Source organism: Staphylococcus ureilyticus (assembly GCF_002902235.1).
GTDB classification, from domain to species: Bacteria; Bacillota; Bacilli; order Staphylococcales; family Staphylococcaceae; genus Staphylococcus; species Staphylococcus ureilyticus.
This window is the reverse complement of sequence record NZ_PPRL01000122.1, coordinates 1-16,619: the sequence shown is the minus strand read 5'-3', so window position 1 is coordinate 16,619 and position 16,619 is coordinate 1. Positions and strand designations below refer to the sequence as shown.

The window sequence follows — 16,619 nt, the reverse complement described above, 5'->3', positions numbered from 1 at the left end:
CCTCTTTGTTATAAAATTTATTGGAATTAGTTAAGTTAATGCGTTGCCTCATGAATAAAATATTTAGTTTGATTACTTACGATTTTGGACTTTTTAGGCACTGGAACGATATAGTTTCCATTCGGAATTTTAATAAGCAAATTAATGATTATTACAGATATAGTAACTATAATAATAAATAAAATACCGTATAATAAAAAGCTATCCCTATTATCAAAAATTGGTATTTTCATTACAATCCATTTTACTAAAGGATGTACTAAATAAATTCCCATAGAGTAATTACCGATTAAAGTTAGTATTTTCATGATTGATTTACTTTTTCTGATAAGAAGGTAAAAATAAATTAAAAATGCTAAGAAAAACGGTGTATATAGTAAAAACATTGGATGGGATGATGTTACGAAATGATCTAAATCAATAAATATTAAAAATGAAATAAAAACGACTACAATAGAAGGTAATAATAAGGTTTTATATTTTCTAATACCCATGTTTATCTCCTCGTAATATCTTGCGAATACAATCCCTAAAATAAAATAAGAAATCCAATTGAAAATAAACGCTCTACTCATAACAAAAGTACCTATGACCGGTATGTCAATTGAAAATTGTTCGTAGTTCAATTGCCAGAATATAGTGAGTATTGTAGAGAAAACGTATGTTAGCAGTAATGGTAAGCCTTTTTTAATTTTTTGTAAGACTGGAAATAAAATATAAAACTGAAGAACGGTTAATATAAAATATAAATGGTAATTTCCAGTTCCAAATAAATAATATCCTATAAAGTTTTTATTACTATCTAGGTTTACCTCAACAACGCCTAAGTAGTATAAATAGACAGTTGTCCAAATTATATATGGTACAAATATTTTAGTAAATCGTGATTTTACAAAATAGTTTAAATCAAAACCGCGTTTCAAGACAGAATGTGTTAATAAAAAGGCACTAATAACTGCAAAAACAGGAGTGCCGAGCCGACCAATCTGGCTAAGATACCCTGCAATAATTGTCATACTAAGACTGTTTTCGTTATTTATGTATGAAACAGATAGATGAACACATACAATAAATAGCGTTGCAATAGACCTAATAATAGGTATTTCTTCAATATACTTCAAAATACTCCCCCCAAAAGATTGAAATTACACACATCCATTTATTATATAGCATACTGTTTGTTTAATCTAGAAGTAAAAATAGTGAAAATTTAATATTAATAAGTGATATAAATGAATCTTTAAAAAATAAACAAAATATTGTAAAATGTTTATTGATTATATAAAAGGAGGTGTCGTAATGTTTCTTATAGCGCAAAGTTGCAGATTTTTACAAATCGTTCGCAACAAATTTTCAGGATTAACTTCAAAATTGGTGAAGTCTGTCTTTTTTGAAATTAATCAACAGTCTATAAGGAACTGACACCTGAATTTTGCTTCCTTATAGACGATATGGAGGAAGTAAAATGAATATATTAAACGCATCTAACATTTCTAAAAGATTTATTGAAGAAACTTTATTCGATGATATTAAAATTACTCTTAACGCTGGAGATACTATTGGTTTAGTAGGTAGAAATGGAGAAGGTAAGACTACCTTATTGAATTTATTATCTGGTATAGAAAAACCATCATCAGGCGTAATCAGTTGGAAGAAAAATTTAAAGATTGGTTATTTAAACCAAATACCTGAATACGAATCACATCAAAACATTTATCAATGTTTGCAATCTGTGTTTCAAACTTTAAATCGTATATCAGACCAACTTGAAGTGATTGAAGAAAAAATGAGTCATGAAACGGAAAATATAGATAATTTAATGTCTCGGTATGGCGAATTACAGTCATATTATGAAGCGCATGATGGTTATGAAATAGATGCTAAAATACGTAGAGTAGCTAATGGTTTAAATATAGAACATTTGCTCGAATCAAAATGGGGAGATTTATCTGGTGGAGAACGTACAAAAGTAGGTATTGCGCAAATATTGATTAAACCCACAGATTTATTACTTTTAGATGAGCCGACGAATCACCTTGATTTTAGTTCTATCGAATGGTTAGCTAACTATATTGAGAATTACGAAGGCGCTACAGTAATTGTTTCGCATGATCGCTATTTTTTAGATGAAACAGTACAGCAAATTATAGAAATAGATCAGAAGCAACTTTATAGTTATAATGGCAATTATTCATATTTTGTTGAAGAGAGAGAAAAAAGGTTACTAGTTGAATTTGAAGCTTATAAAACACAACAAAAGAAAATTAAAAAAATGAAAGAATCCATTAAGCAATTAAAATTATGGGCGAGCCAAGCAAAACCACCCAACGCTGCAATGTACCGTCGGGCTAAAAGTATGGAAAAAGCCTTAAATCGTATCAAGCGTTTGGAAAAGCCAACGATAGATTCACAAAAAATGAACATAGTGCTTGAAGAAAGTAAACGTGTTTCAAACAAAGTCATTGAAATGGAAAATGTGGCTAAAGCATATGATTCTTTATTATTTGAAAATGTGGATATGTTGATTAGAAGAGGTGAGCATGTTGCTATTATTGGTGACAATGGAACAGGTAAATCAACCCTTTTAAAAATGATTTTAGGACAAGTTTCTGTAGATGAAGGTTCAATTAAAACTGCAAACAATTTAAAAATTGGATATCTTTCTCAGCATGAGTTTGAGGAAGTTGAAAATGATACTATATTAAATATTTTTCGAGAAAAGGTGGATGTGACAGAAGGTCAGGCTAGACATATGTTAGCTAACTTTATGTTTTATGGCAAAGACGTTTTTAAAAAAGTTAATGATTTAAGTGGTGGAGAAAGAATCAGGCTTAGATGGGCGCAACTAGTAAATAGTGATTATAATTTACTAGTTTTAGATGAACCAACGAACCATTTAGATATAGATGCAAAAGAAACAATTGAAGAAGCTTTATTGGATTATGAAGGTACCATCATTACTGTGTCACATGATAGATACTTTCTTAATAAGCTATTTAGCGTCACTTATTTGTTGAAAAATAAAAATTTTGAAAAGTTTCATGGAAATTATAACTATGTTAAAAATAAAGGTTTTCTATAATTTATATACACACAAAATAAAGCAGGATAGCGGATGTCTATCCTGCTTTTAGACTGCATATTGAAATAAAAGTATCACTTTAAGCTAAAGTGAGTTGTTCAAAACCTTTAAGGGTTTAGATAACTTTTAAAGTATGATAACTTTTGTAATGGGAAAAGCAATTTCTTAATAAATCACTACTATTTGATGTATTGTAACGCAATCGTATAGCAAGCTAAGAATGGGGGAAATACAATATGAATCAATTGAAGCAATTTTTTATGAAGTTGATTGAACCACTAACAAAGGTTGAATTTTATCAATCACTTTTAGTCAATATATTAATTATTGTGGCATATATTTTGATAGGTATTATTGTGATTACCATTGCGAAGAAATTAGTGACGAAATTTTTCAAAGCAAATGCAAAGAAAAAAACACACTATAAAATTAAACGAAGTGAGACGTTATCTACACTTGTTCAAAATCTAATTAGTTATGTTGTATGGTTTATCGTACTCACATCTATACTTTCACGCTTTGGGATAAGCGTATCGGCAATTTTAGCCGGTGCTGGTGTGGTCGGTCTAGCGGTCGGCTTCGGTGCACAAACAATTGTCAAAGATATCATAACCGGTTTCTTTATTATATTTGAAGGACAATTTGACGTGAGTGATTATGTGCAAATTAATGCGTCTGGTGTGACGATTGCAGAGGGTACAGTTAAAACAATTGGTTTAAGATCAACACGCATACAATCAGATACAGGTGAAATATATACTTTACCCAATGGAACAATAAGTGAAATTGTAAACTACTCTGCAACAGATGTATCACCACTAGTGATGATACCCGTTTCACCATCAGAAGATTATGAAATGATAGAGAAAAAATTATTAGACTTTTTACCAACACTCAAAGATAAATATGATATGTTTGTTGCAGCACCTGATTTATTAGGGTTAGACAGTATCGACGGCAATCAAATGATTATTAAATTATTAGTACATGTAAAGCCAGGTATGCATTTTCCAGGTCAGAGATTATTGCGTAAAGAAGTTTTACATTACCTTAATAAAGAAGGTATTTCTATGCCAAAACCAACGCTGGCTAAATTTGAAGAACCAGTAATTGAATAATATTGAAATTATAAAAAGAGAAAGCGTATCTACATGCATAATGCATGTAGATACGCTTTTTATTTTTTAAACGATACGCGCATACTCATTTATTTGGAAATTTACAATGTTGCATACAGTTCATTAATGACTGAAACCATGTCATCGTGTATTACTAAATTTGCATCACTATCATAAGGTGTAGGGTCCCTGTTAATAATAACTAAGTTTTGACCCTCAAAGTTTGATATAAGACCGGCGGCAGGCTGAACGACCAGTGAAGAACCTAAAACAACTAGGGTGTCAGCTGATTTGATTTTATGTAGAGCATCAAATATCGTGTCTTGATTTAGCATTTCTCCATAAAGTACGATATCTGGTCTGATTGCACTGCCACAAGTTTCACAATGACGTAGGTTATGATGAATAACGTATTGTTTAGAATATTTTTGCTCACAGTTAATACAATAAAATCGGTTTAGTGTACCATGTAGTTCATCTGTGTGTGAACTCCCGGCATCTGAATGTAGGCCGTCAATGTTTTGAGTGATGACACCCAGTGATTGTTGATGCTGTTCAAGTTGAGCAATCCACTGATGAACGATATTTGGCTTTTTGTCAGCAAAGAGTAAATAATCATGACAAAAATTAATAAAGCCTTCTGGATCATTTTGGAAATACGCTTCACTTAATAAATACTCAGGAGAGTAACCATTTTTTGAAATTTCCTCATATAAACCACCAATAGAACGAAAGTCAGGAATACCACTTGCAACAGATATACCTGCTCCTGTGAAAAATGTAATGCTATTAGAAGTATCAATGATATTTTTTAATAATTCAATGTTACGTTTCATGAAATCACTCCGTTAAAAAATTTAACACCTAAAGAAATTTTGAAATTTCCAATATTATATTCAAATCAATTTTAAAATGAAGTATTGATTTTAGCAAATTCAGGATAGTGAGTATATCTAACTTGCAAGGTTTCTTGGAACTTTCGATATATTGAGAGAAGAAAGGTGATAATAAATGATTAAATCTTCAGCGCGCAGTAAGCAATATTTCAGTAAGTGTTATTTTACAAACAAAATATAATTTGACACACGAAATAATATTTTGTAAATTGTAGCTAAGATGAAACAATATTTTGAAAAGAGATGATAGCTATTCGCAATATTTTAATATTATTGGAATCATCATTAGCGACTTTGAATCCATCGGAGTATAGAGTGGCACAGTATATCATCGATTATCCGCATGAAACGATCAACAGTTCAATACAACATTTAGCACACCTAACAAATGTCAGCGAAGCGACGATTGTTAGGTTATCTAAAAAAATTAAATGTAAGGGCTTTCAAGATTTGAAGATGGAAATTGCTATGGCGTTAAATAGCAACAATGAAATTGAATATGATTATGAAGAACTCAATATTAATGATTCCAATGAAAGCGTGATAAACAGTATTTCTCAAAGTAATGCTAAATCTATAAGAAATACAGCTCAAATTTTATCACCAGTAGCGTTAGAACAAGCGACTTTAATGATACATCAGGCTAGAAAAATTTGTGTGTTTGGTATTGGTGCTTCGTCAATTATTGCAGAAGATTTAAAGCAAAAGCTTACACGCATCGATAAGTGGTGTGAGATTGGTAAGAGCTATGATGAACAAGCAACATTGAGTGCCAATGTAACAAAGGATGATGTTGTTATTGCTATTTCTAACACTGGCCAAACAGAAGATATTTTGCAGTCATTAGCGTTAGCGCATAAAGCGGGTGCTCAAATTATTTCCATAACTAAATATAGCAATAATGATGTGGCAGACTTAGCCAATATTAACTTATTTTATAGCTCTTCAGAAAAGCCAGTGAGAAGTGCAGCTATGAGTTCACGTATAGCCATGCTTAATGTCATAGATATTTTATTTGTATCATTAGCCAGTAGGGATTATGAAAGACATACGAAATTATTAGAACGTACACGGCAAGCAGTTAAAGTTAAAAAAAGAAAATATTGAAAGGATGTTGTTTTATGAAAGTAATAATGGTTTGTTCAGGTGGCATGTCTAGTTCTATGATTGTGGATGCTGTGAAGAAAGAAGCAGCAAAAGAAAATTTTGATTTGGAAATTGTAGCAGTTGGAACCGAAGCATTTGAAAATGAAATTGCTGATTATGACTTAGGTTTAGTAGCACCTCAAGTTAGACATCGATTAGATAAATTTAAAAAAATCGGTGAAGCAGTTAATAAACCTGTAGATGTCATAGATCCAATGGGCTATACACCCATTGGCGCACCTAAAATTTTAAAGCAAATAAAAACGTATGTATAAGTACTAAATTAAATAAGTAAACAGAGGGTGTATGTTATGCAGAAATTTTTGAAATGGATTGAAAAAGTATTGATGCCACCCATGGCCAAAGCTTCTGAACAACGACATTTGACTTCTATTCGTGATGGTATTATTGCAACGCTACCACTTATCATTGTTGGATCGTTCTTTACTTTATTTGCGTCTCCACCCATACCAGCTTTAGAAAAATTGGTAGAACCACATGCTGAGAAGATAATGGTCGCTAATAGAATGACGTTGGGTTTGATGGCAGTTTACGCTGCATTTTCAATGGGATACAGCTTAGCAAAATCATATAAAATGGATGGCCAAGCAGGTGGATTAATTTCACTAGCCACATTCTTAATGATGACGTTACCGCTCAACTTAGATGATAAATTACCTAAAAGTGACGCTGTTGGTTATGTGTTACCTATGGCAGATTTAGGTGGTTCCGGCTTGTTTGTAGCAATCATTTCCATGATATTTGCTGTTGAGATGATGAGACTCGTAGTGAAGTCAGGGTTTACGATTAAAATGCCGGATCAAGTTCCGGGATCTGTTGCACGTTCGTTTGAATCTTTGGTACCTGCAATCGTCATTATCGTTATTTCTTGGTTTGTAAGAGTGATATTAAATATAGATTTAAATGCTATTATTAATAAAATCTTTGAACCTTTAGGTAATTTTGCTGGTGATAGTTTATTAGGTGCTTTGATTCCTGTGTTTTTCATTGTACTTTTATGGTCAGCAGGTATACATGGTGTGGCAGTAATGGGGGCAGTCTTCCAACCTATTTGGTTTTCATTATTAGATCAAAACATAGATGCTAAGGCTGCTGGGGAACCATTACCACATATTATTGTCGAACCATTTTTCCAGTGGTTTGTATGGATAGGCGGTGCAGGAGCGACACTGAGCTTGTGTATATTGATGATATTCTCAAAATCTGAATATTTGAAGAAAGTAGGACGTTTTTCCATTATACCGAGCATATTTAATATCAATGAACCACTTATATTTGGTGCGCCATTAGTTATGAATCCGATTCTTGCGTTACCGTTTATAGGAATTCCACTTATTTTAACGACGATTACTTATTTTGTATTTAAGTTAGGTTTGATAGCTAAAATCACGATACTTGCGCCATGGACATTACCGGGGCCTTTAGGGGCATTATTTGCAACGAATGGTGACTGGAGAGCACTGGTGTTAGTCGTATTTAATCTTTTAGTTGCAGTAATCATATATTATCCATTCTTTAAAATGTACGAACGTAAAATGATAGAACAAGAACAAGGTGCTATAAATGATGATTTTAACGACGATTAATTGAGATGGGGAGATTTGATGAGTGAACAAAACGAACAAATTATTTTTGAAATTATTTCACATGGTGGTAATGCGAAAAGTTTAGCATATGAAGCTTTGGATGCGGCTACCGCATTTAATTTTGAACAAGCGAATGAACTGATGGCAGAGTCGAAGCAAGAAATGAGTAAAGCACATAATATACAAACAGAATTAATACAGTCTGAAATAAATGGTGACAAAGTACAAACATCTTTATTGATGATACATGCACAAGACCATTTAATGACAGCGATTAGTGAGAAAAATTTAATTGAAAAAATGATTGAGTTATATCAAAAATTAGAAGAGAAGTGTTAATATGATGCGATTGATTTATTTAATAGTATTATTTTTACTCATATTTTGCTTTTATAAAATAGCCCATTTTATAGTCAATAAATTTCATTTTAATAGATGGTTATTACTGATAGGTATACCATTTATCGTCGTTGTCCCTGTAGTTATATTTGAAAATATTAATTTGTTTGGATGGGGAATAATATTACTTTTATTAATATTTACGAGTATCCTCTTTTTTGAAAAATCTCGTGTATTGATTGAGCAACGTCAAATGCGTGGCATTATATATAAATCAAATAAGGAGTAAATATATATGCATAATTTAGGAATATCAGTTTATCCGACCCAATCAGATTTAGGAGAAATGTGTGACTATATTAAAATGAGTGCAAAATTCGGATTTAAGCGCATCTTCACAAATTTACTTTCGGTTAAAAGTGATGAAGAAGCGGTTTTTAATAAATTTAAGTCAGTGGTAAGCGTTGCTAAAGAGAATGATATGACAGTGATTGCGGATATTAACCATAAAGTTTTTGAAGCATTGAATTTAAAACGTGATGATTTGTCCTTTTTTAAAACTCTAGGCGTATCAGGAATACGTGTAGATGCAGGATTTTCAGCTCAAGAAATAGCGCAACTGAGTTATAACAAACAGCATATGTATGTAGAATTAAACATCAGTGTGAGTGATACATTTATTGAAGATGTGTTAAGTTATCAACCTAATTTAGACAAACTTATAGGTTGTCACAATTTTTATCCTCAAACCTATACTGGTTTATCATATCAACATTTTGTAAATACGAGTGAAGCTTATAAAAGAAATAATGTTCATACTGCAGCTTTTGTTTCTTCACAAGAAGCAACAGTAGGGCCTTGGATGATTATGGAAGGCTTACCGACATTAGAAAGTCATAGGAAATTGCCTATAGCAGTACAAGTTAAGCATTTATTAATGACGAATTTAGTAGATGATTTTATTATTGGTAATGCATTTGCTTCTGAATCTGAGTTACAATCACTTTCAGAAATTAATGTAGCAATGCCTAGTTTTGATGTTTATTTAAATAACGATATTACTGGATTAGATGAAACTATTGTGACAGAGGCATTTCATTTTAATCGGGGGGATATTTCAGATTATGTTATACGGTCAACGATGAGTCGCGTTCATTATAAGGATGAGCCATTCCCGCCAAATAACACAAAACAAATTAAAAAAGGTGATATTGTGATTTGTAATGAACAATATGGTCACTACAAAGGGGAGCTGCAAATCGCATTACAAGATATGGAAAATCAAGGTTATAAAAATGTTATCGGACATGTAAAAAAAGAAGAACATTTCTTATTGAATTTATTAAAACCATGGCAGTCTTTTGAATTAAAAGTGATATCATAATCTTTGTTTTATAGTGCGTGACTGCTTGATATTCAAGGATTGGTAGAAAGATTATAAAAGAAGTGAGACTAAAGTAAAGGCACTTTCGTTGAATTCATTTTAAATGGATCATACGAAAGTGTTTTTCTATGCACAGCGTTTCTTATCCAATAAGAATAAATGTACCAAACAAATTAGACTAAAGCATATAAGAAACTTTTAAGTGATATTAAAATTATTCAATAAAGAAAACCACTCGTTTTAAGAGTGGTTTTGATTTATATCATTAAAACTTCTGATAATCATCGATTATGTAAACAATATAATTAGAAATGGGAAGTTTGAAAAAATAAAATTAATTAAGATGAGGGATTAAATGGTTCTGTTGCAAAATTGAATTTATAGTATAATTTTAACAAAAAGGAGTCTTCTGTATGAACGATTTCAGATATAAACAATTTAACAAGGATGTTATCACTGTAGCCGTTGGCTACTATCTAAGATATGCATTGAGTTATCGTGATATATCTGAAATATTAAGGGAACGTGGTGTAAACGTTCATCATTCAACGGTCTACCGTTGGGTTCAAGAATATGCCCCAATTTTATATCAAATTTGGAAGAAAAAGCATAAAAAAGCTTATTACAAATGGCGTATTGATGAGACATACATCAAAATAAAAGGAAAATGGAGCTATTTATATCGTGCCATTGATGCAGAGGGACATACATTAGATATTTGGTTGCGTAAGCAACGAGATAATCATTCAGCATATGCGTTTATCAAACGTCTCATTAAACAATTTGGTAAACCTCAAAAGGTAGTTACAGATCAGGCACCTTCAACGAAGGTAGCAATGGCTAAAGTAATTAAAGCTTTTAAACTTAAACCTGACTGTCATTGTACATCGAAATATCTGAATAACCTCATTGAGCAAGATCACCGTCATATTAAAGTAAGAATGACAAGGTATCAAAGTATCAATACGGCAAAGAATACTTTAAAAGGTATTGAATGTATTTACGCTCTATATAAAAAGAATCGCAGGTCTCTTCAGATCTACGGATTTTCCCCATGCCACGAAATTAGCATCATGCTAGCAAGTTAAGCGAAGACTGACATGATAAATTAGTGGTTAGATATATTTTTTACTTTGCAACAGAACCTGATCCAGTATCAATATCAAAACATAAATACTTAGAATAGACATCGCCACTGAATATGCCAATAGTTTTAGTACCTTGTAAATGGCTAATCAAATGACTACGTGCTAAACCATTATGCTTAACATAATAACTGCCATCGCTTTGCTGTTCGATACGTTTCTGTTTACTACTAATAAACAACTTCTCAAAGGCTTGCACAAGTGTAATATCTGTAACCTGTGCCATATAGTACTCCTTTGCTATAGTTGTAATAATCCCTAATGGGACAAATAAATATAATACATAGTACTTTATGTTACGTTTTGTACATATGCATAAAAAAATTATATAATTGCGTTCTACTTAGTAACCTTTTTTAACTAAAAAATTCTCAATCTTATCTAGGTTTTCTATTCCAAAGTTGTGACGATTAATAACGTAACGTCGTAAGTTTGTATAATCTACTTCAATATCTTCTGCAATAAGATTGTATTTAGGTTCATAGTTTTCACGCCAATATTTTACTAATCTTTTACGAATATCAGAATTACGTTCTGCCCTTTCTTCCCTAGTTGCCACTGCCATATTTACCACCTCCTATACGTGATATATTGCTATAATACATTAACTAATCTTTTCTAACAACAGATAAAGGGTGTAAATATTGTTATAACGTAAAAGTTTTATCTTTATCTGTTAAGCATACACATACAAGTCTTTGCCCTCTTTCAATCAATACATATCTTTCTATATTGTGCATTTGCATAGGTTTGCCCTCCTTTCTTTATTTGATTATATAACTAATATAACAGTTGTTTTGTCCTATTCATTTTTAGTATTGATTTATAGATATCTTCATATCCTCCACCCCAAAAATGATTACTAGTTCATTTTACTTTTGGTTGCATCTCGGTACATTTCGTTATATCTCGTTAGCATTTTGTTGCAATATTGGTACAAAATGTGCTAGTCTTTAATCATTAACAAAAACAATTGTACTTTTTGACTTACCACCAATAAACCTAGTCAGTTTATTGAAAATAGTAAGGATCATAATTAATTCGTAACAAGCTAGTCACTTCTTACGAATAACAGCTACCTAGTTCTCTTCTCGTTCTGGGTGGCTTTTTTTTATACATAAAAATCCCTTAACACTTTACGTATCTTGATGATGTGTCTTGTATTGCGTGTTGCAATCATCACAAATCGTTGTCATGAACCTTTAAAGTATTAAGGGATTACTAATTATATTTAGTTAAAACTAGCTAATTAACGTAACTAGCGCTGTAAGAAAATCAAACATACTTGCAAGGCAGTCAACCAAAGAACGTATCAATCCATACAGCATTAACAAAAACACCGCCAAAGTTTTAGTCGATTCTTTGAACGGCTTGTACTTTTTGACGTTTACCACCTCTCTTATTCAAGACAACACGCAAGCCTGCTAAACAAGACACTTTATAATATAGCATACGGTTCTTAAAAATTTTACGACAATCAAAAAATTATTTATTTCTGTTTATTAGCCATTTAGAGAGTATATATAAGCAATCATATCTTTTATGATGTTTTTATTACCTAAAATCATATTATTAACGAATATGAGCATATGAGGCGCCTCTTACGTGACGCCATACATATACATGATTGTTTACCATGATTATGTGTTATATAATGCACTTAGTTCTGATTGAATTGTGTCTGTTTGCTTTGGGGGTAATGCGAGATAGGTTCCAACTATTTATCTTGTCACAATAAAAGCACCTAGCCGTAATTGGTTGGGTGCTTTGACTATTTGTTGGATATGAGTATCATTTATTTTTACATTTCGGTATCTTTGGGTTGTACGTCAACATATATTATGTACTTTTCTAAATTATACTCTTCTACTAGTCTTTTAGAATATGCTATTTCTTTATGTTTTTTTATGTACTTATAAAATTCTAATTCACTATATGTTGGATCTTCTATAGACACTACATCTTCATGCCTGACGATACGCCCAATAGATTCAGAATAAATAAAACTTCCCGTTTTCCCATTAGTTTTTGTATTAACATGTACATATATAGATAACAGTAAGCTTTGGCCATAAATACAATCATCATTTCCATTTGATTCTACTTCATCAACTAAAAAAACATGTTTTTTCGTTATAACTTTTTTCATATTATTCTCCACTTTCCATTTCTTGATAAAATTCTAATTCACTAAGGATTTGAATAGGCAACCCCTTATCTGCATTTATCTTCGCTTTTTTTATCTTACTAGATTCTTTATATCCAGTTGCCTTTTCTAAATTTTCTAAGTTTCCTATAACTAAATAATCTACATTTTCTGTAACTCTATCCACCCAGTTTGCCCCAATATTTGTAACAACTTGCGCAACCTCTTTTCTAGTATATTTTTGTAGTTTCCCAGTAAAACAAATAGTCTTATCAAAAAAGATACTATCTTCTTGAAGATTAATATTACTATAGTCTAACGCTATTTCAGTTGCTTTTGAGTGTTTTCGTTTAACAAAACCATTCTTATTCAATTTTCCCATTTTAAAATCATGAGTATCACAAAATAATTCTATTGATTCTAACTCGTTATTATGATTAAAGTAAGTAATTATATTTGCACTTGCTTTAGCATCTTCTAAGGCGTTGTGATGTTCAAATGAATTTAACTCAAATTGAAAAACTAAATCGTTCAAACGATAGCTTGCCAAACCTTTTCTTAACTCCTGACTAATACGGTGTGAGCAAAAATAGTTATTATTCCAAATTGGCAAATCATATTTTGCCATGCAATCAGCTAAAGCATACATATCAAATCTTGTTGAATGCGCAACAAGATTATAATCTTCAGCAAAATTAATAATATCACTATAAATATTTTCAAAAGTTGGACTGTCTACTACATCATCTTCATCAATACCGTGAATCATAACATTAAATCCATCAAAATAAGTTTCTGGATCCACTAATGTATAATATGTATCTACAATTTCATTATCTTTTACCTTAACCATTCCCATTGCACAAATAGAACTTCTATCATTATTTGCTGTTTCTAAATCAATAGCTACAAAATCCATAATATCCCTCCCTAATAAATAATCACTAGTTTATTTATATAATACTATGTTCAAACAAAAAAAAGGCAATTAATTTTTTATTAATTACCTTTACTATGAATTAACTCAACATTTCTAAAATAGATTAATATTGAAATTCTTACAATGTTATTTTATTGTATTTGTAATCACTCATGAGGGGTCTTGAAAATGAATAAATATTGAATAAACAAATATACACCGAACAAGATAAACAGCGCTATTATGCGATTGTATATTTTTTGTATAGGACTTTTTTTATACGAATACTTTAAAACCACTGATAGCAAAGGGTCTTTTGTGTAGTATAGTTTACATAATGCTGATTTTATAGGAAGTTGTTTTGTATATTATATACAACGAAGGTAGCAATGGCTAAAGTAATTAAAGCTTTTAAACTTAAACCTGACTGTCATTGTACATCGAAATATCTGAATAACCTCATTGAGCAAGATCACCGTCATATTAAAGTAAGAAAGACAAGGTATCAAAGTATCAATACAGCAAAGAATACTTTAAAAGGTATTGAATGTATTTACGCTCTATATAAAAAGAACCGCAGGTCTCTTCAGATCTACGGATTTTCGCCATGCCACGAAATTAGCATCATGCTAGCAAGTTAAGCGAACACTGACATGATAAATTAGTGGTTAGCTATATTTTTTACTTTGCAACAGAACCTCTTAATGGAAGGTTTCGATTTAGATGGCGTAACTGAGTTATTAGAACATGAAGGGATCATTGATAGTAATCAGTTTGCATCTTCAGTTATGGTAGCTTTTGGTTATAGAAAAGAGAATCCTACAAAACCTAAAACGCGTCAACCACAAGAAGATGTAATTGAATGGATAAATTAAGCATAGTTTTGTAAAAAAAGGGTAAACAATAAATATACAAAACGGATCATTGAATGAAGTGAATTTAACATTACTTTATAGAGAGTTACGTTATGATTTATAAACAAAGAAAGAGGGATGAAAACGTATGGCAAAAGTAAATGTTAGAGATTTTTTAGATGAACAATATGATTTATTTATAAATGGTGAATTCCAACCAAGTGAAAGTGGAGAAACACTTACGGTAACTAACCCAGCAAATGGTGAAGAATTAGCTAAAGTTGCTAAAGCAAATGAAAAAGATGTTGATAAAGCAGTACAATCAGCACATGATGCATTTGATAGCTGGAGTAAAATTTCTAAAGCAGAACGTGCAGATTATTTATTAGAAATTAGTCGTCGTATTGAAGAAAATAAGGAACACTTAGCAACAGTTGAATCACTTCAAAATGGTAAACCTTATCGTGAAACTTCAACTGCCGATATTCCTCAAGTAGCTGAACAATTTAAATATTTTGCAGGAGTATTAACGACTGATGAAGGTTCGGTTAATCAAATAGATAATAACACTATGAGTTTAGTTGTAAATGAACCTGTGGGAGTAGTAGGTGCAGTAGTAGCATGGAACTTCCCAATCTTACTTGCATCTTGGAAATTAGGTCCAGCATTAGCAGCGGGTAATACAGTGGTGATTCAACCTTCTTCTTCTACACCATTAAGCTTAATTGAATTAGCTAAAATTCTTCAAGATGTGTTACCTAAAGGTGTAGTCAACGTTATTACTGGTAAAGGTTCAGAATCAGGTGATGCGATTTTCAAACATGAAGGTGTAAATAAATTATCATTCACTGGTTCAACAGATGTAGGCTATGGTGTTGCTAAAGCAGGTGCTGAACGTATTGTGCCAACTACATTAGAACTTGGCGGTAAAAGTGCTAATATTATCTTTGATGATGCAAATTTAGATCAAGTCATTGAAGGCGTTCAATTAGGTATTCTATTCAACCAAGGTGAGGTATGTAGTGCCGGTTCACGTTTATTAGTACAATCATCTTTATATGATAAATTATTACCAAAATTAAAAGAAGCGTTCGAAAATATTAAAGTAGGTGACCCATTCGCTGAAGATACAAAAATGGGTGCACAAACTGGCTCAGAACAAATTGAAAAAATTGAAAGTTATATTAAATTAGCAGAAGAAGATGACAAAGCAAATATCTTAACGGGTGGACACCGTATTACTGATAATGGTTTAGATAAAGGCTACTTCTTCGAACCAACAATCATTGAACTTTCAGATAATAGTCATAAATTAGCACAAGAAGAGATTTTTGGACCTGTTCTTGTTGTTGAAAAATTCGAAGATGAAGAAGAAGCAATTAACATTGCTAATGATTCAGAATATGGTTTAGCTGGTGGTGTCTTCACTACAAACTTACTTCGTGCATTAAATGTTGCAAAAGCAATTCGTACTGGACGTATTTGGGTTAATACGTATAATCAAATTCCATCTGGTGCACCATTTGGTGGTTATAAAAAATCTGGTATCGGCCGTGAAGTTTATAAAGATGCAATTAAAAACTATCAACAAGTTAAAAACATCTTTATTGATACAAGTAATGAAACAAAAGGCTTATACTAATTAAAATATAATTAAATAGTTTAATAAATGTTTTGAAATGTCGACAAAGGTGTATACTTTGTCGGCATTTTTTTATGAAGTATGATTAAGAAATAGAAAAGTATGACGGATTTTATTTTGAAGTTGTATAGTCTTTTCGATAACCTCAATCCCACTTATATGAAGATGTTCTGATGAAAATCTAAAGATTAAGATCTTCGAACTGAAATCAAAATTTAAGTATTGGTGGTTAATATATTATAAATATGTCTTTATATTTTAAGTTTGATGAAGTTTAAATACATTATATATTTTGAAAAGGGAAAATAATGAAACGTTTAAAATTTTTAGTTATTTATTTA

15 protein-coding genes and 2 pseudogenes are annotated in these 16,619 nt (G+C 31.3%); 11 read left to right on the top strand and 6 right to left on the bottom strand.

Annotated features, from left to right (window positions below; genetic code table 11):
* Positions 1-35: 35 nt before the first annotated feature.
* On the bottom strand, positions 36-1,121 hold the full coding sequence (locus CD150_RS11320; protein ID WP_103161609.1) for an acyltransferase: 1,086 nt from the start codon (positions 1,119-1,121) through the stop codon (positions 36-38).
* 344 nt (positions 1,122-1,465) lie between these two features.
* Here CD150_RS11320 and abc-f point away from each other — a divergent pair, with 344 nt between their 5' ends.
* Together abc-f and CD150_RS11310 are read left to right on the top strand one after the other, a co-directional pair.
* On the top strand, positions 1,466-3,082 hold the full coding sequence (abc-f, locus tag CD150_RS11315) for a ribosomal protection-like ABC-F family protein (RefSeq protein ID WP_103161608.1): 1,617 nt from the start codon (positions 1,466-1,468) through the stop codon (positions 3,080-3,082).
* Between the two features lie 236 nt (positions 3,083-3,318).
* Positions 3,319-4,200 carry a mechanosensitive ion channel family protein gene (locus CD150_RS11310; RefSeq protein ID WP_103161607.1) on the top strand — a complete coding sequence of 294 codons (882 nt, stop codon included), beginning with the start codon at positions 3,319-3,321 and terminating at the stop codon, positions 4,198-4,200.
* A gap of 101 nt (positions 4,201-4,301) precedes the next feature.
* Here CD150_RS11310 and CD150_RS11305 read toward each other — a convergent pair whose 3' ends face one another.
* Positions 4,302-5,036, bottom strand: a complete 735-nt coding sequence (locus CD150_RS11305; RefSeq protein ID WP_103161606.1) for an NAD-dependent protein deacylase — start codon at positions 5,034-5,036, stop codon at positions 4,302-4,304.
* A gap of 303 nt (positions 5,037-5,339) precedes the next feature.
* On the opposite strand from CD150_RS11305, the gene CD150_RS11300 reads away from it, so the two are divergent.
* The 6 genes from CD150_RS11300 (at position 5,340) to CD150_RS11270 (ending at position 10,660) form a co-directional block, all read left to right on the top strand.
* Positions 5,340-6,203, top strand: coding sequence for a MurR/RpiR family transcriptional regulator (locus CD150_RS11300; RefSeq protein WP_260840888.1), 864 nt, complete (start codon positions 5,340-5,342; stop codon positions 6,201-6,203).
* A gap of 14 nt (positions 6,204-6,217) precedes the next feature.
* A complete protein-coding gene (locus CD150_RS11295) occupies positions 6,218-6,517 on the top strand; it encodes a PTS sugar transporter subunit IIB (RefSeq protein WP_019469213.1) in 300 nt (99 codons plus the stop codon).
* Between the two features lie 36 nt (positions 6,518-6,553).
* Complete coding sequence (locus CD150_RS11290; protein WP_103161604.1) at positions 6,554-7,849, top strand: PTS sugar transporter subunit IIC; 1,296 nt, start codon at positions 6,554-6,556, stop codon at positions 7,847-7,849.
* 18 nt (positions 7,850-7,867) lie between these two features.
* Entirely contained in the window at positions 7,868-8,188 is a 321-nt protein-coding gene (locus CD150_RS11285; protein WP_046206888.1) for a PTS lactose/cellobiose transporter subunit IIA, read from the top strand.
* Between the two features lie 295 nt (positions 8,189-8,483).
* The gene (locus CD150_RS11275) at positions 8,484-9,572 is read left to right on the top strand and encodes a DUF871 domain-containing protein (protein ID WP_073345539.1); all 1,089 of its coding nucleotides are present in this window, start codon (positions 8,484-8,486) and stop codon (positions 9,570-9,572) included.
* A 413-nt stretch (positions 9,573-9,985) separates the two neighbouring features.
* Positions 9,986-10,660: an IS6-like element IS257 family transposase gene (locus tag CD150_RS11270; protein ID WP_103161603.1), complete on the top strand. Its 675-nt coding sequence runs from the start codon at positions 9,986-9,988 to the stop codon at positions 10,658-10,660.
* A gap of 40 nt (positions 10,661-10,700) precedes the next feature.
* Here the strand turns inward: CD150_RS11270 and CD150_RS11265 are convergent, their stop codons facing one another.
* From CD150_RS11265 to CD150_RS11250, 4 genes are all read right to left on the bottom strand, one after another.
* The gene (locus tag CD150_RS11265) at positions 10,701-10,943 is read right to left on the bottom strand and encodes a hypothetical protein (RefSeq protein ID WP_103161602.1); all 243 of its coding nucleotides are present in this window, start codon (positions 10,941-10,943) and stop codon (positions 10,701-10,703) included.
* Positions 10,944-11,060: 117 nt separating this feature from the next.
* Positions 11,061-11,282: a hypothetical protein gene (locus CD150_RS11260; RefSeq protein WP_103161601.1), complete on the bottom strand. Its 222-nt coding sequence runs from the start codon at positions 11,280-11,282 to the stop codon at positions 11,061-11,063.
* Positions 11,283-12,518: 1,236 nt separating this feature from the next.
* A complete protein-coding gene (locus tag CD150_RS11255) occupies positions 12,519-12,866 on the bottom strand; it encodes a hypothetical protein (RefSeq protein ID WP_103161600.1) in 348 nt (115 codons plus the stop codon).
* 1 nt (position 12,867) lies between these two features.
* A complete protein-coding gene (locus CD150_RS11250; RefSeq protein ID WP_103161599.1) occupies positions 12,868-13,782 on the bottom strand; it encodes an exonuclease domain-containing protein in 915 nt (304 codons plus the stop codon).
* A 374-nt stretch (positions 13,783-14,156) separates the two neighbouring features.
* Between CD150_RS11250 and CD150_RS11245 the strand changes: the two are divergent.
* The 3 genes and pseudogenes from CD150_RS11245 to CD150_RS11240 form a co-directional block, all read left to right on the top strand.
* A pseudogene (locus CD150_RS11245) lies at positions 14,157-14,423 on the top strand (DDE-type integrase/transposase/recombinase); the annotation flags it as partial.
* A 63-nt stretch (positions 14,424-14,486) separates the two neighbouring features.
* Positions 14,487-14,657: pseudogene (locus tag CD150_RS13465) on the top strand (NAD(P)H-dependent oxidoreductase); the annotation flags it as partial.
* A gap of 127 nt (positions 14,658-14,784) precedes the next feature.
* Positions 14,785-16,278, top strand: coding sequence for an aldehyde dehydrogenase family protein (locus CD150_RS11240; protein ID WP_075100295.1), 1,494 nt, complete (start codon positions 14,785-14,787; stop codon positions 16,276-16,278).
* Positions 16,279-16,619: the final 341 nt, after the last annotated feature.